A 24,997-nucleotide genomic window follows, 5' to 3' on the forward strand; every position below is an offset into this window, starting at 1 on the left:
ACGGCATGGTGTCACGTCCCCCGGCCCGCCCCGCATCCGGGCGCCCCCGGCGCACACCGGGGGCACCCTCGTGGTTCAGCGCCCGTCGAAGGCGTCCTTCAGCCGCGAGAACAGTCCCCGCCGCCCCGGCTGCCGTGCCTGCCCGGGGGACGGCCCCCGGGCCCCCGGCCGCCGCCCGCGGCCGGCCTCACCGCCCGTTGAAGGCGTCCTTCAGCCGCGAGAACAGTCCCTGCTGCCCCGGCTGGAACTGGCCCTGGGGGCGTTCCTCGCCGCGGAGCTTGGCCAGCTCGCGGAGCAGGCGTTCCTGCTCGGGGTCCAGCTTGGTCGGGGTCTGCACCTCGACGTGCACGATCAGGTCGCCCCGGCCGCCGCCGCGCAGATGGGTGACACCGCGGTCGTGCAGCGGGATCGACTGGCCGGACTGGGTGCCGGGCCGGATGTCGACCTCCTCCATGCCGTCCAGGGTCTCCAGCGGCACCTTGGTGCCGAGCGCCGCGGCGGTCATCGGGATGGTGACCGTGCAGTGCAGGTCGTCGCCGCGTCGCTGGAAGGTCGGGTGCGGCAGCTCGTGGATCTCCACGTACAGGTCGCCGGCCGGGCCGCCGCCGGGGCCGACCTCGCCCTCGCCCGCGAGCTGGATCCGGGTGCCGTTGTCGACACCGGCCGGGATCTTCACGGTGAGCGTGCGGCGGGAGCGGACGCGGCCGTCGCCCGCGCACTCCGGGCACGGGGTCGGCACGACCGTGCCGAAGCCCTGGCACTGCGGGCACGGCCGGGAGGTCATGACCTGGCCCAGGAAGGACCGGGTGACCTGCGAGACCTCGCCCCGGCCGCGGCACATGTCACACGTCTGGGGGGACGTGCCCGGGGCCGCGCCCTCGCCGTTGCAGGTGGTGCAGACGACGGCGGTGTCGACCTGGATGTCCTTGGTCGTCCCGAAGGCCGCCTCGTCCAGCTCGACCTCGATCCGGATCATCGCGTCCTGGCCGCGCCGGGTGCGCGAGCGCGGCCCGCGCTGCGACGCCGTGCCGAAGAACGCGTCCATGATGTCGGAGAAGTTGCCGAAGCCGCCGGCCCCGAAGCCGCCCGCGCCGGCGCCGCCGGACTGCGAGAGAGGGTCGCCGCCGAGGTCGTAGACCTGCTTCTTCTGCGGGTCCGACAGCACCTCGTAAGCGGCGTTGATCTCCTTGAACCGCTCCTGGGTCTTCGGATCCGGGTTGACGTCCGGGTGCAGCTCGCGCGCGAGCCGGCGGAACGCCTTCTTGATCTCATCCTGCGACGCGTCGCGGCGCACGCCGAGAACGGCGTAGTAGTCCGTGGCCACTTACGACTCCGCCAGGATCTGTCCGACGTACCGTGCCACTGCGCGTACCGCTCCCATCGTTCCCGGGTAGTCCATGCGGGTCGGTCCGACCACGCCGAGCTTGGCAACCGCCTCGCCGCCCGAACCGTAGCCGACCGACACGACGGAGGTGGAGTTGAGTCCCTCGTGGGCGTTCTCGTGCCCGATACGCACGGTCACGCCCGGTTCCTTCGCCTCGCCGAGGAGCTTGAGGAGCACGACCTGCTCCTCCAGTGCCTCCAGGACGGGCCGGATCGTGAGGGGGAAATCGTGCCCGAAGCGGGTGAGATTGGCGGTGCCGCCGATCATCAGCCGCTCCTCGTTCTCCTCGACCAGTGTCTCCAGCAGCGTGGAGAGCACCATGGAGACCGTACCGCGGTCCTCTGGCTCGAAGGCGTCCGGCAGGTCCTCGACCAGCCTCGGCACGTCCGTGAACCGGCGGCCCGCGACCCTGCTGTTCAGCCGGGCCCGCAGGTCCGCCAGCGAGGCCTCGCCGAACGGGGCCGGGCAGTCGACCATACGCTGCTCGACCCGGCCGGTGTCGGTGATCAGCACGAGCATCACGCGCGCCGGGGCGAGCGAGAGCAGCTCGACGTGCCGGACCGTGGACCGGGTGAGCGACGGGTACTGCACGACGGCGACCTGCCGGGTCAGCTGCGCGAGCAGCCGCACCGTGCGGGCCACGACGTCGTCGAGGTCGACGGCGCCCTCCAGGAAGTTCTGGATCGCCCGCCGTTCGGGCGCGGTCATCGGCTTGACGCCCGCGAGCTTGTCGACGAACAGGCGGTAGCCCTTGTCGGTGGGGATGCGCCCCGCGCTGGTGTGCGGCTGCGCGATGTACCCCTCGTCCTCCAGGGCCGCCATGTCGTTGCGGACCGTGGCCGGGGAGACGCCGAGGTTGTGCCGCTCGGTGAGCGCCTTGGAACCGACCGGCTCCTCGGTGCCCACGTAGTCCTGGACGATGGCGCGCAGCACCTGAAGCCTGCGTTCACTCAGCATGCGCGCGCACCTCCAGCACGTCGTCCGTCGTCATCGGGTCGTCCCCCTGGCACTCTTCCCACACGAGTGCCAGCATTCCCCGGCCCAGTGTACGGCCGTCCGGTGCACACCGGGCAAGGTCGGGCCGCCGTACCGGCTCCTACCGCTAGCGTCGCTGGTATGACCGTGACTTGGGAAGAGCTGGGGTGGCAACGGCTGGCGGCCGGGGTGGGGCGGTGCCGGCTGCCGGGCTGGGACTGCACGGCGGGGCTGGTCGTGGGCGAGGGGACGGCGCTGCTCGTGGACGCCGGTTCGAGCCTGGCGGAGGGGGCCCGGCTGCGGGCGGGGGCGGAGGAACTGGCGGGCGGCCGTGTGACCCATCTCGCGCTCACCCACCCCCATTTCGACCATGTGTTCGGCGCCGCGGTGTTCGCCGGCGCGGAGGTGTACGGCGCGGTCGGGCTGGACGCCGCGCTCGCGTCCGGGCGGGCGGAACTGCGGCTGGACGCGGTGCGCCACGGGCTGCCGGTGGCCGACGCCGACGAGGCGGTGGACGCGCTGGTCGCGCCCCGGCACCCGGTGTCCGGCGAGTGGACGCTCGACCTCGGAGACGGCCGCCAGGCGCTGCTGGCCAACGTGGGCCCGGGCCACACCGCCCACGACCTCGCGGTCCTGGTCCCGGGCACCCCGGAGATCGTCTTCTGCGGCGACCTGGTTGAGGAGTCCGGCGAGCCCCAGGCCGGCCCGGACGCGGTCCCCGCCCGCTGGCCGGACGCCCTGGACCGGCTGCTGGCGCTCGGCGGCGAGGACGCGGTGTACGTGCCCGGCCACGGGGCGGTGGTGGACGCGGCGTTCGTACGACGTCAACGGGACGAGCTGGCGGCGCGGTTCGGCGTGATCTGAACGGCGTCTCCGCCCGGATTCCGGCGTGTCGCGCTTGCCGCCGCGAGGCTTCTCCTATCGTCATCCGAATGCGCCAGTACTCGCCCGATCTGACCCCTCCCTGGAAGAAGAAGCCGCAGCCGGTACCGGAGGTCGCCGCCGAACCGGGCCTGGTGGTGGAGGAGGCCGGCACCGGCTTCTGCGGGGCGGTGATCCGCTGCGAGGCGGGCACGGTGACCCTGGAGGACCGCTTCGGCAAGCACCGCGTCTTCCCCCTGGAACCGCGCGGCTTCCTGCTGGAGGGCAGGGCCGTGACGCTGGTCCGGCCGACCCCGGCCCCGGCCCGTCCCGCCCGTACGGCGTCCGGCTCGATCGCCGTCCCCCAGGCACGGGCGCGCGTCGCCCGCGCCGGCCGGATCTACGTCGAGGGCCGGCACGACGCCGAACTGGTCGAGAAGGTGTGGGGCGACGACCTGCGCGTGGAGGGCGTGGTCGTGGAGTACCTGGAGGGCGTGGACGACCTCCCGGCCATCGTGGACTCCTTCGCCCCGGGCCCCGACGCCCGCCTCGGTGTCCTCGTGGACCACCTGGTGCCGGGCACGAAGGAATGGCGGATCGCGCGGTCGGTCACCAGCGAGCACGCCCTGGTCGTCGGCCACCCGTACATCGACATCTGGCAGGCGGTGAAGCCGGCCTCGCTCGGCATCGAGGCGTGGCCGGCGGTACCGAGGGGCCAGGACTGGAAGACGGGCGTCTGCCGCGCCCTCGGCTGGCCGTCGGAGAACACCGGCGCGGTGTGGCAGGCGATCCTGAAGCGGGTGGGGTCCTACAAGGACCTGGAGCCGGAGCTGCTGGGACGCGTGGAGGAACTGATCGACTTCGTCACGGGCAGCGGTGGGGCCTGACGCCGGGAAGGGTCGCGAACCCACCGATCAGGCAGGCGGGCACCCGTTTCACCCACCCGAGTGGTCAGTCCACCAGGTCCCGCACCACCGCGTCCGCCAGGAGGCGGCCGCGCAGGGTGAGCACGGCGCGTCCCTCCTCGTACGGTTCCCGCTGGAGGAGTCCGTCCGTCAGGGCGCGGCGGGAGGCCGCGAGGCCCTCCGCCCTCAGCAGGGACAGGGGAACGCCCTCGCGCAGTCGCAGTTCCAGGAGGATCCGTTCCACCCGGCGGTCCTCGGCCGAGAGGATCTCGCGGCCGGCGCCCGGAGAGCGTCCCCCGGCGAGCGCCGCCGCGTACGCGCCGGGGTGCTTCACGTTCCACCAGCGCACGCCGCCCACGTGCGAGTGCGCCCCCGGTCCGGCGCCCCACCAGTCGGCGCCGCGCCAGTACAGCTCGTTGTGCAGGCAGCGGCCCGCCTCGGAGGTGGCCCAGTTGGAGACCTCGTACCACTCGAAGCCCGCCCGGCCCAGCGTCTCCTCCGCGATCAGGTACCGGTCGGCGTGCACGTCGTCGTCGGTCATCGGGACCTCGCCGCGGCGGATCCGGCCGGCCAGCCGGGTGCCCTCCTCCACGATGAGCGCGTAGGCGCTGACATGGTCCGGCCCGGCGCCCAGGGCCGCTTCCAGGGAGGCCCGCCAGTCGTCGTCGCTCTCCCCCGGCGTGCCGTAGATCAGGTCAAGGTTCACGTGGTCGAAGCCGGCCGCCCGCGCCTGGGCCACGCACTCCTCGGGCCGGCCGGGGGTGTGCGTGCGGTCCAGGACCCTCAGCACGTGCTGCCGGGCACTCTGCATGCCGAAGGAGATCCGGTTGAAGCCGCCCTCGCGCAGGGTGGCGAGGTAGGCGGGGTCGACGGACTCCGGGTTCGCCTCCGTGGTGATCTCCGCGTCCGGCGCGAGACCGAACTCCTCGCGGATCGCCCCCAGCATCCGTACGAGGTCCTCGGCGGCCAGCAGCGTCGGCGTACCGCCGCCGACGAAGACCGTACGGACCCGGCGGGGATCGTCGCCCAGCACCTTGCGCGCCAGCCGGACCTCCTCGACGAGGGTGTCCGCGTAGTTGTCCCGGGAGGCGAGCACTCCGCCGGTGCCGCGCAGCTCGGTCGCGGTGTAGGTGTTGAAGTCGCAGTAGCCGCAGCGGGTCGCGCAGTACGGGACGTGCAGATAGAAACCGAGCGGGCGGGCGGCGGCCCCGGCGAGCGCGGACGCGGGCAGCGCGCCGTCGGCGGGGACGGGCTCGCCGTCGGGGAGTGCGGAAGGCATGTCTCCCATTGTCCAGCACCACGGACATCGCCCCGCCGCCCCGGAAACCGGGGGCGTCACTCGGCCTGGAGCACCAGCAGGGCCAGGTCGTCCGTGGGCAGGTCGGCGCCGAAGTCGTGGACCAGGCGGCGGATGCGCTCCGCGATCCGCTCGGCGCCGAGGCCGGCGCAGCCGGACAGGGCGCGGGCGAGGCCGTCGCCGTCGTCGAACTGGCGGGTGCCGCGGCGCCGCTCGGTCACCCCGTCGGTGACGCACAGCAGGCTGTCACCGGGGCGCAGCTCCACGGTCTCGCTGGTGTACGTCTCGTCCTCGACCACGCCGAGCAGCGTCTGCGGGCCGGCGGCGGTGCGCACGGTGCCGTCGGGGGCGAGGACGAGCGGCAGTGGGTGGCCGGCGGAGGCAAGGGTGCAGCGGACCCCGTCGGCGTGCGGGGTCAGCTCGCCGTAGAGCAGGGAGAGGAAGCGGGTCTGCGGGCCGTCGCCCAGGCCCGGTGGCCGGCCGCCGGCGGCGACCAGGGCGCGGGCCGCGGCGTCGGCGGCCTCGGTGGCGTCGTCCAGCAGCAGCTGGTTGAGGCGGTCCAGGACGTCGGCGACGCCGTATCCCTCGCGGGCGAGCAGCCGCAGCCAGGGCCGGGCGAGGCCGATGACCACGGCCGCCTCGGGGCCCTTGCCCTGGACGTCGCCGACGGCGAAGCACCAGCGTCCGTCGCCCGCCGGGAACAGGTCGTAGAAGTCGCCGCTGGGGCCGCCCTGGTCGCAGGGTTCGTAGACGAGCGCGCTGCGCACGCCGGGGATCTCGGCGACCGCGCCGGGCAGCAGACCGCGCTGGAGGACGGCGCTGATGGTGGCCTGGCGGGCGTACTGGCGGGCCGCGCCGATGGCCAGGGCGACCCGCCGGCTCAGGTCCTCCACCAGGCCGGTGATCTCGTCGGGGAAGCCGGCCGGCCCGCAGCGGCCGAGGACCAGCGTGCCGAGCGGCCGGCCGCCCGCGATCAGCCGGTAGGCCAGCGCGGTGCCGTCGCCGCCGTGCGGGCCGAGCGCGTGGCCGGGCCAGGCGTAGGGCTCGGGGCCGCAGCGCGCCGCGTCCGGCGGGCGCGGCGGTTCCTTCTCCAGGGCGGCGCGCAGTTCCTCGATGCGGGCCTCGCTGACGTGCCAGACCCGGGCGGGGCCGTCGCAGGCGCCGCCGCGGACGGTCGCCTCGTCCTCCAGCCAGACGGCGCACCAGTCGGCGAGCCGGGGCACGATGAGCTGTCCGGTGAGCGCGGCGACCAGGTTCTCGTCGAGCTGTCCGGCGAGCAGGTCGGAGGCCTCGGCGAGGAAGGACAGGGCGCCCCGGCCGAGCCAGTCCCGGTCGCCGTCGGCCCGGTGCGGCTGCGGGGCGAGGTCCTCGGCGACCTCCATGGCGGGGCCGGCGGCGGGTCCGTCCAGGGCGTCGCTGCCGCCCGGGGGCAGCCGGGCCCAGACGGTCTTGGCGCCGGTGCGGTAGGTGACACCCCAGGACTCGGCGAGCGTGGCGACGAGGCGCAGACCGCGCCCGTACTCGGGGGTGTCGTACGACGCCTCGCCGCTCAGGGCGTCCCGGGGGGCGCGGGAGGGGTGCTGGTCGCGCACCTCGATCACGAACGCGCCGGTCTCCTCCAGCCGCCACTCGACGTGCACGTCGGTGCCGGCGTGCACGACGGCGTTGGTGACCAGCTCGCTGACGACGGCCATGGCGTCGTCGGCGAGCCGCGCCGGGACCCCGGGCACCTCGGCGAGCGCGGCCCGCACCAGCGCGCGGGCCGACCCGGGGGCAAGGGGACTGCCGGCCAGTGTGGCCCGCCCCCGAGCGGCACCTGGCCGGGACTCGCCGTCCCGCTGTGTGGGTATGGCCGCCATGTCCATGCGGTCAGGGTGACAGACCGGCCCCGCCCGGATGCGCTAAGTCACGGAACTGACCGGAAGACAAAACCTTTCGAGCACCGGTGAGCGGAAAAGGGGCGTGCGGGGCACTGTCCGAATACCGCCTGCGCGGACGGCCGTACGAACCGGGCGCCGGTTACGCCTCCCGCGCGCCGGCGTACATCTCGTCGATCAGGTTCTTGTACGTCCGCTCCACCACCGGCCGCTTCAGCTTCAGGCTCGGCGTGATCTCGCCGTGCTCCACATCGAGGTCGCGCGGCAGCAGCCGGAACTTCTTGATGGTCTGCCAGCGCTGGAGCCCGGCGTTGAGCTGCCGCACGTACCCGTCGACCATCTCCACCGTCTGCGGCGCGGCGACGATCTCCGCGTACGACCTGCCCTCCAGGCCGTTGTCCTTCGCCCACTCCAGGATCGCGGGCTCGTCCAGGGCGATGAGGGCGGTGCAGTAGTTCCGGTCGGCGCCGTGCACGAGGATGTTGGACACGTACGGGCACACCGCCTTGAACTGGCCCTCGACCTCGGCCGGCGCGACGTACTTGCCGCCGGACGTCTTGATGAGGTCCTTCTTGCGGTCGGTGATGCGCAGGTAGCCGTCGGGCGACAGCTCGCCGATGTCGCCGGTGTGGAACCAGCCGTCGGACTCCAGCACCTCGGCGGTCTTCTCGGGCTGCTGGTGGTAGCCCTGCATGATGCCGGGGCCGCGCAGCAGGATCTCGCCGTCGTCGGCGACGCGGACCTCGGTGCCGGGCAGCGGCTTGCCGACGGTGCCGGTGCGGTAGGCCTCGCCGGGATTGACGAAGGAGGCGGCGGAGGTCTCGGTGAGGCCGTAGCCCTCCAGGATGTGGATGCCGGCGCCGGCGAAGAAGTAGCCGATCTCGGGCGCGAGCGCGGAGGCGCCGGAGACACAGGCGCGCAGCCGGCCCCCGAAGGCCTCGCGGAGCTTGGCGTAGACGAGGGTGTCGGCGACCTTGTGCTTGGCGGCGAGCCCGAAGGGGGCCGAGGCGACGCCGGTGCGGCGGAAGTTGTCCTGGGTGGCCTTGGCGTACTCGCGGGCGACCTCGGCGGCCCACTGGAAGATCTTGTACTTGGCGGCGCCGCCCTCCCGGGCCTTGGCCGCCACGCCGTTGTAGACCTTCTCGAAGATGCGGGGCACGGCCGCCATGTACGTCGGCCGCACCACCGGCAGGTTCTCGATGATCTTGTCGACGCGGCCGTCGACGGCGGTGACGTGCCCGACCTCGATCTGGCCGGAGGTGAGCACCTTGCCGAAGACGTGCGCGAGCGGCAGCCACAGGTACTGCACGTCGTCGATGGTGACCAGGCCGGTCGCCGCGATCGCCTTGGCCATGTACGCCCAGTTGTCGTGCGGCAGGCGCACGCCCTTGGGGCGGCCGGTGGTGCCCGAGGTGTAGATGAGGGTGGCGAGCTGGTCCCTGGTGATCGCGCCGACCCGCTCCTTGATCAGCTGCGGGTGCTGCTCCAGGTACGCGGCACCGCGCTCCTCCAGCTCGGCGAGGCTGATCACCCAGTCGCCGGTCTGCACGCCGGCCGGGTCGATCACCACGACCTTGGTCAGCGCGGGCAGCTCTGGGCGCTTCTCCACGGCCTTGGCGAGCTGCGCCGCGTCCTCGGCGACCAGTACGCGGCTCTCGGAGTCGGAGAGGATGAACGCGGACTCGTCGGCGTTGGTCTGCGGATAGACGGTCGTGGTGGCGCCGCCGGCGCACATGATGCCGAGGTCGGCGAGGATCCACTCCACCCGGGTGGAGGAGGCGAGCGCCACCCGCTGCTCGGGCTCGATGCCCAGCTCGATGAGCCCGGCCGCGATCGCGTACACCCGCTCGGCCGCCTGCGCCCAGCTCAGCGACGCCCAGTCGTCGGGGCCCTCGCCCGCGGCCGGCGGGACGGGGTGGCGGTAGGCCTCGGCGTCCGGTGTGGCCGCCACGCGCTCCAGGAAGAGGGCCGCCACGGACGGCGGACGGTTCTCGATCAGGGTCTGTGTGTCGCTCACGACATCCTCCGGGGCCCGCGACGGTGCGGCTGACTAGGTGCGGCTGGCTTGACTCACGGTGGGGGTGCGGACGTTGTTTAACTCACCAGTAACTAGCGAGCAGGGATCAGGGTAAGGCGCGACCGCCCGCCGCGTAAGGGGCATCGGCCCGGCACTTTTCGGCACGGGGCCGCGCCCCTCGCACGCGGGGGCCCGTCGCGCTTTCGCACGACGGGCCCCCACATGCCCGCTTTGCGGACGTCACCGGCCGTAACCGCCGGTCACTTCTTGCCCTTGGCCGACCCCACGCCGTCATCGCTGGACAGGACGGCGATGAAGGCTTCCTGCGGAACCTCCACGGAACCCACCATCTTCATCCGCTTCTTGCCTTCCTTCTGCTTCTCCAGCAGCTTCCGCTTACGGGAGATGTCACCGCCGTAGCACTTGGCGAGGACGTCCTTGCGGATGGCGCGGATGGTCTCGCGGGCGATGACCCGGGAGCCGATGGCGGCCTGCACCGGCACCTCGAAGTTCTGCCGCGGGATCAGCTCCTTGAGCTTGGCGACGAGCCGCACGCCGTACGCGTACGCCTGGTCCTTGTGGGTGATCGCCGAGAAGGCGTCCACCTTGTCGCCGTGCAGCAGGATGTCGACCTTGACCAGGGAGCTGCTCTGCTCGCCCGTGGGTTCGTAGTCCAGCGAGGCATAGCCGCGCGTCTTCGACTTCAGCTGGTCGAAGAAGTCGAAGACGATCTCCGCGAGCGGCAGCGTGTAGCGGATCTCGACGCGGTCCTCGGAGAGGTAGTCCATGCCCAGCAGCGTGCCGCGCCGGGTCTGGCACAGCTCCATGATCGCGCCGATGAACTCGGTGGGCGCGAGGATCGTCGCCCGCACGACCGGCTCGAACACCTCGTCGATCTTGCCCTCGGGGAACTCGCTCGGGTTGGTGACGGTGACCTCGCTGCCGTCCTCCAGGATCACGCGGTAGACCACGTTGGGGGCGGTGGCGATCAGGTCGAGGCCGAACTCGCGCTCCAGCCGCTCCCGGATCACGTCCAGGTGCAGCAGGCCGAGGAAGCCGACGCGGAAACCGAAGCCGAGCGCGGCGGAGGTCTCCGGTTCGTAGACCAGCGCGGCGTCGTTGAGCTGGAGCTTGTCCAGGGCCTCGCGCAGTTCCGGGTAGTCGGAGCCGTCCAGCGGGTACAGACCGGAGAAGACCATCGGCTTCGGGTCCTTGTAACCGCCGAGCGCCTCGGTGGCGCCCTTGTTCTGGCGGGTGACGGTGTCACCGACCTTGGACTGCCGGACGTCCTTCACACCGGTGATGAGGTACCCCACCTCACCGACGCCGAGGCCGTCGGCCGGCAGCATCTCCGGCGAGCTGACGCCGATCTCCAGCAGCTCGTGGGTGGCGCCGGTCGACATCATCTTGATGCGCTCGCGCTTGTTGAGCTGGCCGTCGATGACACGGACGTACGTCACGACACCGCGGTAGGAGTCGTAGACCGAGTCGAAGATCATCGCGCGGGCGGGCGCGTCGGCGACACCGACCGGCGCCGGGACCTCCTTGACGACCTTGTTCAGCAGCACGTCCACGCCGAGCCCGGTCTTCGCCGAGACCTTGAGGACGTCGTCCGGTTCGCAGCCGACCAGGTTCGCCAGCTCCTCGGCGAACTTCTCCGGCTGCGCCGCCGGAAGGTCGATCTTGTTGAGCACCGGGATGATCGTGAGGTCGTTCTCCATCGCCAGGTAGAGGTTGGCGAGGGTCTGCGCCTCGATGCCCTGGGCGGCGTCGACCAGGAGGATGGTCCCCTCGCAGGCGGCCAGCGACCGCGAGACCTCGTAGGTGAAGTCGACGTGCCCCGGGGTGTCGATCATGTTGAGGATGTGGGTCGTGCCCTGGTCGGGGCCCTCGGTCGGGGCCCAGGGCAGACGCACCGCCTGGGACTTGATCGTGATGCCGCGCTCGCGCTCGATGTCCATCCGGTCGAGGTACTGAGCACGCATCTGCCGCTGCTCGACCACACCGGTCAGCTGGAGCATCCGGTCGGCGAGCGTGGACTTGCCGTGGTCGATGTGCGCGATGATGCAGAAGTTGCGGATCAGAGCCGGGGCGGTACGGCTCGGCTCGGGCACATGGTTAGGGGTCGCGGGCACGCAGGGTCCTGTCTCTTGAGGCGCCTTATGCCTCGGGTCGGATCGTTACGTAGTCTCCATGGTCCCACGGGCAGGGACCGGGGGCCGTTTTGGGCCGTCCGGAGGGCCACTGGTACTGTAGATGGCTGTGCCTCATGCCCTCTCAGCGCGAGGCACGACCGAAAAGTTTGGATCACCGGCACGGGACCCTCGCGGCCCCGTGCCTGAACCTGAAAAGGCTCCTTCGTGGCGAACATCAAGTCCCAGATCAAGCGGAACAAGACCAACGAGAAGGCGCGGCTGCGCAACAAGGCCGTCAAGTCCTCTCTGAAGACCGCGATCCGCAAGGCCCGTGAGGCCGCTGCCGCGGGTGACACCGAGAAGGCCACCGAGCTGCAGCGCGCTGCCGCGCGTGCCCTCGACAAGGCCGTCTCCAAGGGCGTCATCCACAAGAACCAGGCCGCCAACAAGAAGTCGGCGCTTGCTTCCAAGGTCGCGACCCTCAAGGGCTGAACCTCCTTTCTGATCTGATCGCCGGAAGGACCCAGGGCGGGCCCTCTCTCATCCGCTCCCGACTGGCACCCCCGGATCCACGCGCGGCCTGCGTTCGCCACGCGGGCGTGGATCCAAGAGTGTGATCCGAGGACCCCGGTGCTCCGCCTTCCCCAAGGCGGGTGCCGGGGTTTTTGGCATGCGTGCGCGGGGACGGCGCCCCGGGGGAAGCGGTCACTGGTGCCCGGCGTGCCAGCGGCCATGGCCGGGCAGGGCAGGCAGGGAAGGGACCTGTATCCGCTACCCGGCTCTTCGGTGAGCGGAGCCGGGCATCCCCCTCGTGTGGCTCTTCTCGGGTGGCTCTCCGGTGGGCGGACGTCGTGCGTCAGGCCCGGCCCCGGGAGCGGGCGGCCCGGGCGATGGTCACGACCGCCTTCTCCAGGGCGTACTCGGGGTCGTCGCCGCCGCCCTTCACCCCCGCGTCGGCCTCCGCGACCGCCCTGAGCGCCACCGCGACCCCGTCCGGCGTCCAGCCCCGCATCTGCTGGCGCACCCGGTCGATCTTCCACGGCGGCATGCCCAGCTCACGCGCCAGGTCGGCCGGCCGGCCGCCCCGGGCCGAGGACAGCTTGCCGATCGCCCGCACGCCCTGCGCCAGCGCGCTCGTGATCATCACCGGCGCCACGCCCGTCGCCAGCGACCATCTGAGAGCTTCCAGCGCCTCCGCCGTACGCCCCTCCACGGCCCGGTCGGCGACCGTGAAGCTGGAGGCCTCGGCGCGCCCGGTGTAGTACCGCCCGACGATGGCCTCGTCGATCGTCCCTTCCACGTCGGCGACCAACTGCGAGACGGCCGAGGCCAGCTCCCGCAGATCGCTCCCGATGGCGTCGCAGAGCGCCTGGCACGCCTCGGGTGTGGCCGACCGGCCGAGGGAGCGGAACTCCCCCCGCACGAAGGCCAGCCGGTCCGCCGGCTTGGTCATCTTCGGGCAGGCCACCTCCCGCGCGCCCGCCTTGCGCGCCGCGTCCAGCAGCCCCTTGCCCTTGGCTCCGCCGGCGTGCAGCAGCACGAGCGTGATCTCCTCGGCGGGCGAACCGAGATACGCCTTCACGTCCTTGACCGTGTCGGCGGACAGGTCCTGCGCGTTGCGTACGACCACGACCTTGCGCTCCGCGAAGAGCGACGGGCTGGTCAGCTCGGCGAGCGTGCCGGGCTGCAGCTGGTCCGGGGTCAGGTCGCGTACGTCCGTGTCGGCGTCGGCGGCCCTGGCGGCGGCCACCACCTCCCGCACGGCACGGTCGAGCAGGAGGTCCTCCTGGCCCACGGCAAGGGTCACCGGGGCGAGAGGGTCGTCATTCGCAGTCTTCCTGGCCATCGCTTACAGCATCCCACGCGGCACCGACAGCCAACCGGCCCCGCCACCCCGACCGGTCCCGGAGCCGACCCTGAGGGCGGGTCCGGGTCACGGCTCCTCGCGCCAGCCGTCCCACTCCCCCGCGAACGCGTCCAGCTCCGCGGGGTCGAGCCGGTCGTGCGCGTCCCTCAGGACCACCAGCCACTGGGCGTCCTCGGCGTCGTCCTCGCCGGCCAGCGCGTCCCGCACGAGCCGCGGCTCCTCGTCGATCCCGAACCGCTCCCCGAGCGCCTCGGCCGCCTCCTCGGCGGCGTCACGGTCGGGCAGTACCAGCACGTGTCTCACATCGCTCACGGACCCATTCTCCGGCACCCGACGGGGGCCCCGGGCCTGGGCCGGCCGTTCCTCGGACCCGCCGGGACGGGGGCGGGTGGCACGGCGAAGCCGAGGTCAGCGGGCATACGTCGGGTGCGGTCAGCCGGTGCACGCGGGCCGGGGCCGCGGGCCGGGGCCGGCCGGTACCCGGGGGCCAGGAGCAAGGCCGAGGACCGGCTCGGCCCTTGCCGTGGCGGGCGCGGCAGCCCCTCGGCCGGGGCGCGCCCCGGCCGCTCGGACCCGTCCGCGCTCCCGTTGGCGGCCCGGGCGCCGAGGGCATCGCCTTCCGGTCCACCCGGCCGGTTTCAGGGGGTTGATCCCGCGCGGGTCAGCTCTTCGGGACGATCTGGACGTCGAGGTCGACGCGGATGCTCGGTCCGATCGCCGCGATGCCCCGGGCCAGCATCGACTGCCAGCTGACCGTGAAGTCGTCCCGGTGCAGCTCGGTGGTGGCCCGGCAGGCCGCCCGGGTCTCGCCTTCCATGCCGTTGCCGAGCCCGAGGTACTCGGTGTCGAGCGTGACCGTCCGGGTCACGCCGTGCAGCGACAGCGCGCCGGTGACCGCCCAGCGGGTGCCGCCCTTGTGCACGAACCGGTCGCTGGAGAACTCCAGCGTCGGGAACCGCTGCACGTCCAGGAAGTCCCCCGACCGCAGGTGGTCGTCGCGCATCCGGACCCCGGTGTCGATGGAGGACGCGTCGATCACGACGTGCATCATGGACTGCTCCATCCGCTCGGCGATCCGCACCACCCCGGCGAAGGAGTCGAACCGCCCGTGGATGCGGGCCAGTCCGATGTGCCGTGCGGTGAAACCGATGGAGGAGTGCGCGGGCTCGATGTTCCAGTCGCCCGGCGCCGGCGGCTCCGGCGGCTGGGCCACCTGAAGCGTCACGTCGCCCAGGGAGGCCAGGGAGTTCTCCGCGACCAGCGCGGTGGCCCGGTACGGCGCGTAGCCCTCGGCCGCCACCGCGAGCCGGTACTCCCCCGCCGGCACCATGGTCAGGAACAGGCCATAGGGGTCCGTGCCCCCGGTCACCACCCGGCGGCCCACGGAGTCGCTGACCGTCAGCTCCGCGCCCGGCACCGGCTCGTTGACCGGGTCGACCACCCGGCAGCTGAGCACTCCGGCATGCGGCGGTGTCCGCACCCCCGCCAGGGGATTCGTCCGTTGCACGCGGTTCCTGCGGTTACCCCACCAACGGCCGAACATCCACGACACCCCTGTACCCCCCGACATGATCCATTGCCGAAGGTTCATTCGATCACTGATGCGGCTTTCGAGGCAACACGAGCCCACATCACAGGAATCAGCTGCATGCGCCGGGACTGGGGGGAATTAGTCGTTCAGGTCGGGGTTTCACACAGCCCGCACACAGCTCACCCCGCGTGGCGGCTCCTCAGCGCTCGCTCGTCACCCGCATCTCCCCGTCCCTCCCTCCCCTCCCGGTGAGCGCGAGCGCCCCGTCCCGGTCGGTGCGCACGACCGTCGCTCCGCCGGTCCGCAGCGCGGCCACGGTCGCCGGTGCCGGGTGGCCGTAGGGGTTGTCGGCGCCTGTGGAGACGAGCGCCACCCGGGGTGCGGTGAGGCGCAACAATCCGGGGTCCTGGTAGGCCGAGCCGTGGTGGGCCACCTTCAGGGCGTCCACCCCGGCCAGATCGGCCACCGCCGGGGATCGCAGCAGGGCCTGCTGGGCCGGGGGTTCGAGGTCGCCGAGCAGCAGCAGCCGCAGTCCGCCCGTGCGCACGAGCAGCGCGACGCTGGCGTCGTTCGGCCCTTCCGGCGAGAAGGCCGGACCGGGCGTGGAGGTGGGCGTGCGCGTTCCCCAGGGCATCGGGGCGTCCTGGGGCGGGGGCCACAGGACCCGCCAGGTGAGCGGTCCGACGCGCCGTTCCTCTCCCGCGGCGGCCGTCAGCACCGGGATGTGCCGTCGGGCCGCCTCCCTGCGCACGGACTCGGCCTGGTCCGCCGGCTCCGCGAGGCCGGTGGTCTGGATCGCGGCCACCGAGCGGTCCCGCAGGACGCCGGGCAGACCCGCCACGTGGTCGGCGTGGAAGTGGGTCAGGATCAGGAGGGGGACGCGGGTGATGCCCAGCCGCCGCAGGCAGTGGTCGACCAGCGCCGGATCGGGTCCGGCGTCCACGACCACTCCGGCCCCCTCGCCCGCCGCCAGCACCGTCGCGTCGCCCTGTCCGACATCGCACATCGCGAACCGCCAGCCCGGCGGCGGCCAGCCCGTGATCACCCGGGTCAGCGGCGCCGGCCGGGTCACGACCAGCACGAGCAGCACACCGAGCAGCCCGCACCACACGGGGCGCCGCAGCAGCCGCCGGCCGGCCAGGACGACGGCCACGGTGACCGCCGCGAGCGCCAGGGCCCCCGGCCAGTTCCCCGGCCAGTCCACGCCCGCGCCGGGCAGCGCCGCCCCCGCCCGGGCGATCCCGGCGATCCACCCGGCCGGCCAACTCGCGCACCAGGCCAGCGCCTTGGCCACCGGCATCATCACGGGCGCCGCCGCGAGCGCCGCGAACCCCAGCACCGTGGCCGGTGCCACCGCCACCTCGGCCAGCAGGTTGCACGGGACCGCCACGAGACTCACCCGGGCCGACAGCACCGCCACGACCGGCGCGCACACGGCCTGCGCCGCGGCCGCCGCCGCCAGCGCCTCGGCGAGCCGCGGAGGCACCCGGCGGCGCCGCAGCCCCTCGCTCCAGCCCGGCGCCAGCACCAGCAGCGCGCCCGTGGCCAGCACCGACAGCAGGAAGCCGTAACTGCGGGCCAGCCACGGGTCGTACAGCACCAGCAGGAGCACGGCCGTGGCCAGCGCCGGGATCAGGGATCTGCGGCGCCCGGTGGCCAGGGCGAGCAGCGCGATCCCGCCGCAGGCCGCGGCCCGCAGAACGCTGGGGTCGGGTCGGCAGACGACCACGAAGCCCAGTGTCAGCGCCCCCGCGAGCAGGGCCGTCACGCGCAGCGAGAGCCCCAGGCGTGGGGCCAGGCCACGGCGTTCGGCGCGTTGGGCCAGGCCCGGCGGTCCGATGAGCAGCGCGAGCAGGACGGTGAGGTTGCTGCCGGAGACGGCGAGGACGTGCGCCAGGTCCGTCTCCTGGAAGGCGTGGTCCAGTTCGGGTGTGATCCGTGAGGTGTCCCCCACGACGAGGCCGGGAAGCAGCGCCCGCGCGTCCCCCGAGAGGTCCGCGGTCGCCTCCCGCAAGCCGGCCCGGAGGTGCCCGGCGAGTCGTTGCGGTCCGCTCGGCCCCGCCACGAGCCGGGGCGCCGGCCGGCCGCGCACCCGGAGCACGGCCGCCGTCCGGTCGCCGCCCGTGAGCGCGGGTGCCAGCCGCCCGACGATCCGCAGCCGCGTGGAGGGCAGCAGCCCCAGCCAGGCGGCTCGCCCGTCCGGCCCGTGCCCTTCGGCTCCGGCCGGCGGCCCGGGGCGCCGGCTTCTGCCGCCCCTCCCTTCCGGAGCCGGGACGTCCGCTTCCTCCGGTGCTTCCTCCGGTGCCGGGACGTCCGCGTCGACGATCAGCAACACGGGCGTCCGGGTCCGCGCCCGCTGTCCGTCCGACGCCTCCACGCTCCGCACTTCCGCCCGCGCCAGCACCGCCACCGGTGCCGCGCGGTCGCCGCGCACCCGGGGCCTGCTCAGCCAGGGGTCACCGGTCATCTCGACCTCGGCGGTGACGGTCGCGAACCGCCGGGCCAGCTCGGGCACCGGTCCCCGCCGGACATCGGCTCCGTGCAGTCCGGCGGAGAGGGCCGCCGCGGCGGAACACAGCAGCACCCCGGCGACGGTGGCCCGCGCCCAGCGAGACCGGCCCCGCGCCCGACCGGTCGGCCCGGCCTGCCCGATCCCTCTGATCCCGCTGCTTCCTTCGGCCCGCCCGGTCCGTTCCGCTCGCCGCACCGACAGCAGCAGGACACCGCCGAGCAGACAGACGACGGCGGTCGCGGCGGTCCAGGCCGCCGGTGCGTCCAGGGTCAGGGCCGCCGTGCCCCAGGCCGCGAGCGCGGGCGGCACCAGGCGTAGGTCCGGGGGGCCGTTCCGGCCGGCCTGCGCGGCCGTGCTCCGCTCGGCCCCGGGGTGCGGGCCGGCCGCGGTGAGCGCGCGGTTCACGGCCGTACCAGGTCGCGCAGGTCGGTGAACCGGCTGTCCCCGATGCCGTTGACCTCGCGCAGTTCGTCCACCGAGCGGAACCCGCCGTGTCGGGTGCGGTAGTCGATGATGTGCTGGGCCAGTACCGGACCGACCCCGGGGAGGGTGTCGAGCTGTTCCGCGGTGGCGGTGCTGAGGGACACCGGCGCGGCCGGGCCCGTGCCGGTGGCACCGGAGAGCCGTCCGGCCGCCGGTCCGGCCGGGGCGACGGCGCCGCCGGGGGCGCCGACCACGACCTGCTCGCCGTCGACCAGGAACCGGGCGCGGTTGAGCCCCTCCGTGCTCACGCCCGGCCGGACCCCGCCCGCGGCTCGCAGCGCGTCGGCCACCCGGGCACCGGCCGGCAGCCGCAGGATCCCGGGCTCGCGCACCTTGCCGCTGACGTCCACGACGATCTCCGCGCGGGGACTCGCCGATGGGACCGCAGCCGCTCCGGTCGCCGTCTGCTCGTCCTTCTCGGCGAACGACGCCTGGGAGCGGACCACTTGCGGGGCACTCACGGACCGGGTCCGGCCCGACCAGAAGTGCTGCACCGCGAAACCGGCCGCGACGACGAGCACCACGGCCAGCGCCACGACGGCTCGCCGCTCCACGCCGTAGCGCACCTGGAGCCACACCGGCATCCGCTCCCGCAGCGCCAGCCCGGCACGTTCCCGCCAGCCCGTGGCCGCCGGCGCCCGCGCCCCTTCCGGCACCTCCGGTTCCGCCGACTGCGCGACACCGGCCCTCGGCTGCGCGACAGCGGCCCTTTCGTCCCCCGGCGAAGCGTCCGACGGCGAAGACGGCGAGACCGGGTCGGCCGGTGAGCGCCCCGCGACCGTGCCCTGCTCCGGCACGGCCGTGGTGACCGTCCTCGCCGTCGCCGGCGCCGCCCCCGCCCTCCGCGCCCCCCGCCCCGGCGCGGCCCACGTGCTCGCGGATCCGTCCGGGTCCGGCGGCGCGTTCCCGGACTCCCGCCACTGCACCGCGCGTTCGCCGAAGAGGAGTTCCGCCCGGCGGCGCAGCTCCTCCCCCGGTGCGGAGGGGCGGCGACGGGCCCGGCGGTTCTCGGCGGGACGGCGGTGCTCGGTGAGGCGACGGTGCCCGGTGGCCCGGCGGTGCCGGACGCGGCCGTCGGAAGCCGGACCACGGCCCGGGCCGCTGGTCGGGGTCGCGATGCGGGAACGAGATCGAAGTGCCATGCGACGAGGATGGAGCACTTCCCCGCATCGCGGTGATCTTGGTGAATTCCCGTGCGTTACCGCCCGGTTGTGGATAACTCCGCCACCCACACGAGTGAAACCGACAGGCCGACGGGCCCGTTCCCGGCCTCAGCGGGGCGAAACGACCGCCCCGAGCAGTCCCGGCCCGGTATGCGCCCCGATCACCGCCCCCACCTCGCTGACGTGCAGGTCGGCCAGGCCCGGGATGCGGGCCCGGAGCCGGTCGGCGAGTGCGGCGGCGCGGTCGGCGGCGGCGAGATGGTGGACGGCGATGTCGACCTCCGCGTTGCCCGCCCGTTCCGCGGTGAGCTCTTCCAGGCGCGCGATCGCCCTGGACGCCGTGCGCACCTTCTCCAGCGGCTCGATACGGCCGTCGCCCAGCTGGAGCAGGGGCTTGACGGCGAGCGCGGAACCCAGGAGCTTCTGCGCGGCGCCGATGCGGCCGCCGCGGCGCAGATAGTCGAGGGTGTCGACGTAGAAGACGGCGGAGGTGTCGGCGGCCCGCTTCTCGGCGGCCGTGACGGCCTCGTCCATCGTGCCGCCCGCCTCCGCGGTCTCCGCCGCGGTGAGCGCGCAGAAACCGAGCGCCATGGCGACCATGCCGGTGTCCACCACCCGCACGGGCACCGGTGCCTCGCGCGCCGCGAGGACCGCCGCGTCGTAGGTACCGGACAGCTCGGCGGAGAGGTGCAGGGAGACGATGCCGCTCACGCCGGTCTCGGCGACTTCGCGGTAGGTCTCCGCGAACACCTGGGGACTGGGGCGGGAGGTGGTGACGGAGCGCCGTTTCTGCAGCGCCTGGGCGAGGGAACGGGTGGAGATCTCGGTCCCCTCTTCGAGCGCCTGGTCGCCGAGGACCACGGTCAGCGGGACCGCGGTGATGCCGTGACGCTCCATCGCCCGGGGCGGCAGATAGGCCGTGGAATCGGTGACGATCGCGACATGGCGGGACATGAGCTGGAGGTTACCTGGCGTAGCGCTCGCTCGGCAGCCCGGCCCCTGCCGGGTGCCCGGGATGCGGCCCGCTCATGTGGTGCTCTCGGGGCGGGGTTTCTTCTGCCACGGGACGGTGGGGCGCCACGAGGGCCCGGTGATCGCGTCGGGACCGGGCCCCGCCGCGGCCTGGGCTCCGGCCTGCCCGGCACGGGTCCGTCCCTTGGCCGGACCGTCGGCGGGCGCGTCGGTCCAGCGGGCGGACGCCGGGCCGGGCTCGGTTCCCGTCCAGTGGCGCAGGGCGTCCGCCTCGATGTGGATCTGGGCGCTGAGAGTGTCCAGGTCGTCGTCGGAGAAGCGTTGGGCCCGGTCGCGGACGGCCCAGCGCAGGGAGTCCGCGGAATGGGTGATGCGCTCGGTGCGCGCGCGGAGTTCGGGCAGGCGCGCGGCGAGCGCGGCCCGGTCCGGCTCGGTCTCCAGGCGCTTGAGATCGGCGTCCAGCTCGTGCCCGTGCGCGCTGAGCCGTTCGAAGAGGCCGAGGGACTCCTTCAGCGACTCGTCCTCGGCCACGCCCGCGCGCAGCGCGTCCTGTGTGGCGCGCATCGAGGTGCGCAGGGTGAGCCGCAGCCGGGCGATCTCGCCGGCCGGCCCGGGCTGGGCGACGGACTTGGCGCGCAGGGTGTGGTCCTCGACCGTGCGGCGGGCCTGCGCGAGGGTCCGGTCCACGCCGCGCTTGGTGGCGCGGACGGCCTTGACCGCGGCGAAGGCGCCCAGGGCGACGAAGATCAGGAAGAGCAGGGCGAACACGGTGAGCACTACGTCCATGGCGCTCCTCCTCCGGTCGGGTGCGGTACGGCCCGCTGCGCCTCTCCACGGTAAACGCAGCGGGCAGGCCCGGAGTTCCGTCCGGACCCCGAACCTGCCCGTAGGGGACTACCCCGAGCCGGCGCGGGCACCCCGTCTTCTACGCGCCGTATCGACGCGGGCTGCCTGCGCGCGGCATCGGCGCGGTCTACGCGGGAACGATGTTGACCAGCTTCGGCGCCCGCACGATCACCTTGCGGATGCCCGCGCCGCCCAGCGCCGCGATCACCTTCTCGTCGGCCAGCGCGACCTTCTCCAGCTCCTCCTCGGAGATGGCGGGCGGCACCTCCAGCCGGGCCTTGACCTTGCCCTTGATCTGCACGACGCAGGTCACGGTCTCGTCGACGACGTAGGCCGGGTCCGCGGCCGGGAAGTCCCGGTGGACGACGGAGTCGGTGTGGCCCAGCTTGCGCCACAGCTCCTCGGCGATGTGCGGAGCCAGCGGGGCGACCATCAGCACCAGCGGCTCGGCCACGGACCGCGGCACCGCGCCACCGGACTTGGTCAGGTGGTTGTTCAGCTCGGTGACCTTGGCGATGGCGGTGTTGAAGCGCAGGCCCTCCAGGTCCTGGCGCACGCCGTCGATGGCCTTGTGCAGGGCCCGCAGGGTCTCCTCGTCGGGCTCGGCGTCGGTGACGGTGACCTCGCCGGTGGTCTCGTCGACGATGTTGCGCCACAGCCGCTGCAGCAGCCGGAACTGGCCGACCACCGCGCGCGTGTCCCACGGGCGGGAGACGTCCAGCGGGCCCATCGCCATCTCGTACAGGCGCAGCGTGTCGGCGCCGTACTCGGCGGCGATCTCGTCCGGGGTCACCGCGTTCTTCAGGGACTTGCCCATCTTGCCCAGCAGGCGGCTGACCTTCTCGCCCTGGTAGTAGTACGCGCCGTCGCGCTCCTCCACCTCGGCGGCCGGCACCGCGATGCCACGGCTGTCGCGGTAGACGTAGGCCTGGATCATGCCCTGGTTGAACAGCTTGTGGAACGGCTCCGAGGAGGAGACGTACCCCAGGTCGTACAGGACCTTGGACCAGAAGCGCGCGTACAGCAGGTGCAGCACGGCGTGCTCGGCGCCGCCGACGTACAGGTCGACACCGCCGTGCGGCAGGCCCTCGCGCGGGCCCATCCAGTACCGCTCGATCTCCGGGTCGACCAGCGCGCGGTCGTTGTGCGGGTCCAGGTACCGGAACTCGTACCAGCAGGAGCCGGCCCAGTTGGGCATGGTGTTGGTCTCGCGGCGGTACTTCTTGGGGCCGTCGCCCAGGTCCAGGGTGACGTTGACCCAGTCCTCGTTGCGCGACAGCGGGGTTTCCGGCTGGGTGTCGGAGTCGTCCGGGTCGAAGGTGCGCGGGCTGTAGTCCTCGACCTCGGGCAGCTCCAGCGGCAGCATCGACTCGGGCAGCGCGTGGGCGACGCCGTCCTCGTCGTAGACGATCGGGAAGGGCTCGCCCCAGTAGCGCTGGCGGCTGAACAGCCAGTCGCGCAGCCGGAAGTTGACGGTGCCCTCGCCGATGCCCTTGCCGGCCAGCCACTCGGTGATGCGCGCCTTGGCGTCGGCCACGCCCAGGCCGTTCAGGGTGAGGTCGTCGCTGTCGGAGTTGACGATCTTCGCGTCGTAGGAGACGAAGGCGTCGTCCCAGGCGGCCGGGTCGGTGCCGCGGCCGTCGGTCGGCTCGACCACGCAGCGGATGGGCAGCTCGAAGGCGCGCGCGAACGCGAAGTCGCGGCTGTCGTGGCCCGGGACGGCCATGATCGCGCCGGTGCCGTAGCCCATCAGGACGTAGTCGGCGATGAAGACCGGGACCCGCTCGCCGCTGACCGGGTTGGTCGCGAACGCGCCGGTGAAGACGCCGGTCTTGTCCTTGGCCTCGGCCTGCCGCTCGACGTCGGACTTCGAGGCGGCCTGCGCGCGGTAGGCGGCGACGGCCTCGGCGGGGGTGGCGTGGCCGCCGGTCCACACCTCGTGCGTGCCCTCGGGCCACGCCTCGGGGGTGAACTTCTCGACCAGCGGGTGTTCGGGCGCCAGCACCATGTAGGTGGCGCCGAACAGGGTGTCGGGGCGGGTGGTGAAGACCGTGATGCGGTCGCCGTCGATCGGGAAGTCGATGCGGGCGCCCTCGCTGCGGCCGATCCAGTTGCGCTGCTGCAGCTTGATGGCCTCGGGCCAGTCCAGCTCCTCCAGGTCCTCCAGCAGCCGGTCGGCGTAGGCGGTGATGCGCATGTTCCACTGGCGCAGCTTGGCCTTGAAGACGGGGTAGTTGCCGCGCTCCGAACGGCCGTCGGCGGTGACCTCCTCGTTGGCCAGTACGGTGCCCAGGCCGGGGCACCAGTTGACGGGCGCGTCGGAGGCGTAGGCCAGGCGGTACTCGCCCAGGATCTCGGCGCGTTCGCGGACGCTCAGCTCGCTCCACGCGCGCGTGGTGCCCGGAACGGCGCGTTCACCGGACTCGAACTGGGCGATCAGCTCGGAGATCGGGCGGGCCTTGCGCGCTTCCCCGTCGTACCAGGAATTGAAGATCTGCAGGAAGATCCACTGGGTCCACTTGTAGTACTCCGGGTCGATCGTGGCGAACGACCGGCGCTTGTCGTGGCCCAGGCCCAGCCGGCGCAGCTGGGCCTTCATGTTCTCGATGTTGGCCTCGGTGGACACGCGCGGGTGCGTGCCGGTCTGCACGGCGTACTGCTCGGCGGGCAGGCCGAAGGCGTCGAAGCCCAGGGTGTGCAAGACGTTGTGGCCGGTCATGCGCTGGAACCGGGCGTAGACGTCGGTGGCGATGTAACCCAGCGGGTGGCCGACGTGCAGGCCCGCGCCGGAGGGGTACGGGAACATGTCCATGATGAACTTCTTGGGCCTGGCGGCCAGCGCGGCGTCGCCCGCCAGATCACCCGTGGGGTTCGGCGCGGCGTAGGTGCCGTCGGCGTCCCAGAAGTCCTGCCAGCGTGCCTCGATCTCGGCTGCCATGGCGGCCGTGTAGCGGTGCGGCGCCGCCTCCGCCGACATGGCGGCGCTGGCAGCGGGGTTCGTCTCGCTCATGATCCTCAAAGCTCCATCGATCGTCTCTGCCTGCGGAAATGAAAAAACCCCTCGCACAGGAGGGGACGCCGCGCCGATGCCGACCTCACGGCTGGACCGGGGTCGGTACTGATCAGCGCGGCCCGCTAAGCAGAAGGCGTACGGCACGCATGGCGCTAGGGTACCGCAGCCCTTGAGCAGGCCGCGACGCGCTTCCGTATCCCTGATCGACATGTAAGGGGAGACCGGTCTCCCATCGGATTGTCCGTCGATAACAGCGCAATAACTCAAACCCCCTACTGATTGGTATGGCGCCACTTGGAGTGCGACAGCGGGACCGCTTTCCCGAAACTGCTCGGAGTGGCCCCCATGAATCGTCGTCGTACCAGCTCGCTCCCCGTACCGGGCCGCTCGGCCTATGGGGTGGCGACCGCTGTCGCCCTGTTGCCGATACCGGTGTCCGTACTGGCCGGGGGCGCCCGGTTCCACGAGTTTCTGAACTTCGGCGCGGGCGTGCTGTCGCTGGTCTCGCTGAGCTGCCCGGTGATCTGGGGCCTGATCGCCCAGGACCGGATCTTCCTGAAGACCCGGCAGCGGATCATCGGGCAGGCGGTGCACCGGACGACCGCGGTCGCCTCGATCGCGTTCCTGTTGCTGCACATCACCACGAAAACCGCGCTCGGCCACACGGAGGTGATCGCCGCCGTCGTCCCGTTCTCGCTCGGCGTCACCGGAATCGCCGGCCTGACCGGGCTGGGCTCGCTCGCGGGCCCGCTGATGGTCTTCATGGGGATCACGGGCGCCCTGCGCGGCACCTTCGCCACCCCGGCCCCGGTCGCCGCGCGCCGGCGGGCCCTGCACATGCTGGCCTACCCGGCGTGGTGCGCGGCGCTGATCCACGGTCTTTACGCGGGTCGCGCGGCCAAACCCGTCTTCGTGATCCTCTACGGCGTGTCCCTGCTCGGTGTGATGGGCGCCCTCGCGCTGCGCGCCGCACCTCGTCCCGGACGGCGCGCTGCTGTGCGCCGAGGCGCTCGGGGCGCGCACGCTCGTCATCGGCGTCACCCGGGAGTCCACGCAGCGCTCCATTAGCCTCGCGCTTTCACGAGGTGGGCTGTCCGACTGGTGATCAGGAAAGCGGAAAGTGCCTCTGACCAGCGAGAATGAGGATTGCTGAGGTCCT

17 protein-coding genes and 1 pseudogene are annotated in these 24,997 nt (G+C 72.9%); 4 read left to right on the forward strand and 14 right to left on the reverse strand.

Going from position 1 to position 24,997, the window contains the following annotated elements; all coding sequences use genetic code 11:
• Positions 1–187 precede the first annotated feature (187 nt).
• Together dnaJ and hrcA are read right to left on the reverse strand one after the other, a co-directional pair.
• Positions 188–1,324, reverse strand: coding sequence for a molecular chaperone DnaJ (gene dnaJ, locus ACZ4W9_RS30585; RefSeq protein WP_467941213.1), 1,137 nt, complete (start codon positions 1,322–1,324; stop codon positions 188–190).
• Positions 1,325–2,341 (reverse strand): heat-inducible transcriptional repressor HrcA, encoded by a 1,017-nt coding sequence (gene hrcA, locus ACZ4W9_RS30590; protein WP_467941214.1) that lies wholly within the window; start codon positions 2,339–2,341, stop codon positions 1,325–1,327.
• Positions 2,342–2,500: 159 nt separating this feature from the next.
• On the opposite strand from hrcA, the gene ACZ4W9_RS30595 reads away from it, so the two are divergent.
• Positions 2,501–3,223, forward strand: coding sequence for an MBL fold metallo-hydrolase (locus ACZ4W9_RS30595; protein ID WP_467941216.1), 723 nt, complete (start codon positions 2,501–2,503; stop codon positions 3,221–3,223).
• 68 nt (positions 3,224–3,291) lie between these two features.
• On the forward strand, positions 3,292–4,107 hold the full coding sequence (locus tag ACZ4W9_RS30600) for a DUF3097 domain-containing protein (protein ID WP_467941217.1): 816 nt from the start codon (positions 3,292–3,294) through the stop codon (positions 4,105–4,107).
• 64 nt (positions 4,108–4,171) lie between these two features.
• Here the strand turns inward: ACZ4W9_RS30600 and hemW are convergent, their stop codons facing one another.
• From hemW to lepA, 4 genes are all read right to left on the reverse strand, one after another.
• Entirely contained in the window at positions 4,172–5,404 is a 1,233-nt protein-coding gene (hemW, locus tag ACZ4W9_RS30605; RefSeq protein ID WP_467941218.1) for a radical SAM family heme chaperone HemW, read from the reverse strand.
• A 56-nt stretch (positions 5,405–5,460) separates the two neighbouring features.
• Positions 5,461–7,281, reverse strand: a complete 1,821-nt coding sequence (locus ACZ4W9_RS30610; RefSeq protein ID WP_467941235.1) for a SpoIIE family protein phosphatase — start codon at positions 7,279–7,281, stop codon at positions 5,461–5,463.
• A 160-nt stretch (positions 7,282–7,441) separates the two neighbouring features.
• Positions 7,442–9,316, reverse strand: a complete 1,875-nt coding sequence (locus ACZ4W9_RS30615) for an AMP-dependent synthetase/ligase (RefSeq protein WP_467941220.1) — start codon at positions 9,314–9,316, stop codon at positions 7,442–7,444.
• A 260-nt stretch (positions 9,317–9,576) separates the two neighbouring features.
• Positions 9,577–11,451, reverse strand: a complete 1,875-nt coding sequence (gene lepA / locus ACZ4W9_RS30620; RefSeq protein ID WP_467941221.1) for a translation elongation factor 4 — start codon at positions 11,449–11,451, stop codon at positions 9,577–9,579.
• Between the two features lie 225 nt (positions 11,452–11,676).
• On the opposite strand from lepA, the gene rpsT reads away from it, so the two are divergent.
• On the forward strand, positions 11,677–11,943 hold the full coding sequence (gene rpsT / locus ACZ4W9_RS30625; protein WP_467941223.1) for a 30S ribosomal protein S20: 267 nt from the start codon (positions 11,677–11,679) through the stop codon (positions 11,941–11,943).
• Positions 11,944–12,307: 364 nt separating this feature from the next.
• On the opposite strand, the gene holA is transcribed toward rpsT, so the two are convergent.
• From holA to leuS, 8 genes are all read right to left on the reverse strand, one after another.
• Entirely contained in the window at positions 12,308–13,297 is a 990-nt protein-coding gene (holA, locus tag ACZ4W9_RS30630) for a DNA polymerase III subunit delta (protein WP_467941224.1), read from the reverse strand.
• A gap of 87 nt (positions 13,298–13,384) precedes the next feature.
• Positions 13,385–13,630, reverse strand: a complete 246-nt coding sequence (locus tag ACZ4W9_RS30635) for a hypothetical protein (protein WP_358688168.1) — start codon at positions 13,628–13,630, stop codon at positions 13,385–13,387.
• Positions 13,631–13,979: 349 nt separating this feature from the next.
• A complete protein-coding gene (locus ACZ4W9_RS30640) occupies positions 13,980–14,861 on the reverse strand; it encodes a YceI family protein (RefSeq protein ID WP_467941226.1) in 882 nt (293 codons plus the stop codon).
• A 187-nt stretch (positions 14,862–15,048) separates the two neighbouring features.
• Positions 15,049–17,766, reverse strand: a complete 2,718-nt coding sequence (locus tag ACZ4W9_RS30645) for a ComEC/Rec2 family competence protein (RefSeq protein ID WP_467941227.1) — start codon at positions 17,764–17,766, stop codon at positions 15,049–15,051.
• A complete protein-coding gene (locus ACZ4W9_RS30650) occupies positions 17,763–18,986 on the reverse strand; it encodes a ComEA family DNA-binding protein (protein WP_467941228.1) in 1,224 nt (407 codons plus the stop codon). Before ACZ4W9_RS30650 ends, ACZ4W9_RS30645 begins: the two co-directional genes overlap by 4 nt.
• 129 nt (positions 18,987–19,115) lie before the next feature.
• Complete coding sequence (locus tag ACZ4W9_RS30655) at positions 19,116–19,961, reverse strand: DegV family protein (protein ID WP_467941230.1); 846 nt, start codon at positions 19,959–19,961, stop codon at positions 19,116–19,118.
• A gap of 72 nt (positions 19,962–20,033) precedes the next feature.
• Positions 20,034–20,765 (reverse strand): hypothetical protein, encoded by a 732-nt coding sequence (locus ACZ4W9_RS30660; RefSeq protein WP_467941231.1) that lies wholly within the window; start codon positions 20,763–20,765, stop codon positions 20,034–20,036.
• Between the two features lie 187 nt (positions 20,766–20,952).
• Entirely contained in the window at positions 20,953–23,835 is a 2,883-nt protein-coding gene (leuS, locus tag ACZ4W9_RS30665) for a leucine--tRNA ligase (protein WP_467941232.1), read from the reverse strand.
• Between the two features lie 348 nt (positions 23,836–24,183).
• Here leuS and ACZ4W9_RS30670 point away from each other — a divergent pair.
• Positions 24,184–24,843 (forward strand): annotated as a pseudogene (locus ACZ4W9_RS30670) (cytochrome b/b6 domain-containing protein); the annotation flags it as partial.
• Positions 24,844–24,997 lie beyond the last annotated feature (154 nt).

It is taken from the genome of Streptomyces sp. NPDC029296 (assembly GCF_055569255.1).

Bases quoted from the DNA above. Each gene is read 5' to 3' on its own strand.
- hrcA (WP_467941214.1), bottom strand. From the start codon at position 2,341: ATGCTGAGTGAACGCAGGCTTCAGGTGCTGCGCGCCATCGTCCAGGAC.
- ACZ4W9_RS30595 (WP_467941216.1), top strand. From the start codon at position 2,501: ATGACCGTGACTTGGGAAGAGCTGGGGTGGCAACGGCTGGCGGCCGGG.
- ACZ4W9_RS30600 (WP_467941217.1), top strand. From the start codon at position 3,292: ATGCGCCAGTACTCGCCCGATCTGACCCCTCCCTGGAAGAAGAAGCCG.
- hemW (WP_467941218.1), bottom strand. From the start codon at position 5,404: ATGCCTTCCGCACTCCCCGACGGCGAGCCCGTCCCCGCCGACGGCGCG.
- ACZ4W9_RS30610 (WP_467941235.1), bottom strand. From the start codon at position 7,281: ATGGCGGCCATACCCACACAGCGGGACGGCGAGTCCCGGCCAGGTGCC.
- holA (WP_467941224.1), bottom strand. From the start codon at position 13,297: ATGGCCAGGAAGACTGCGAATGACGACCCTCTCGCCCCGGTGACCCTT.
- ACZ4W9_RS30640 (WP_467941226.1), bottom strand. From the start codon at position 14,861: ATGTTCGGCCGTTGGTGGGGTAACCGCAGGAACCGCGTGCAACGGACG.
- ACZ4W9_RS30650 (WP_467941228.1), bottom strand. From the start codon at position 18,986: ATGGCACTTCGATCTCGTTCCCGCATCGCGACCCCGACCAGCGGCCCG.
- ACZ4W9_RS30655 (WP_467941230.1), bottom strand. From the start codon at position 19,961: ATGTCCCGCCATGTCGCGATCGTCACCGATTCCACGGCCTATCTGCCG.
- ACZ4W9_RS30660 (WP_467941231.1), bottom strand. From the start codon at position 20,765: ATGGACGTAGTGCTCACCGTGTTCGCCCTGCTCTTCCTGATCTTCGTC.
- leuS (WP_467941232.1), bottom strand. From the start codon at position 23,835: ATGAGCGAGACGAACCCCGCTGCCAGCGCCGCCATGTCGGCGGAGGCG.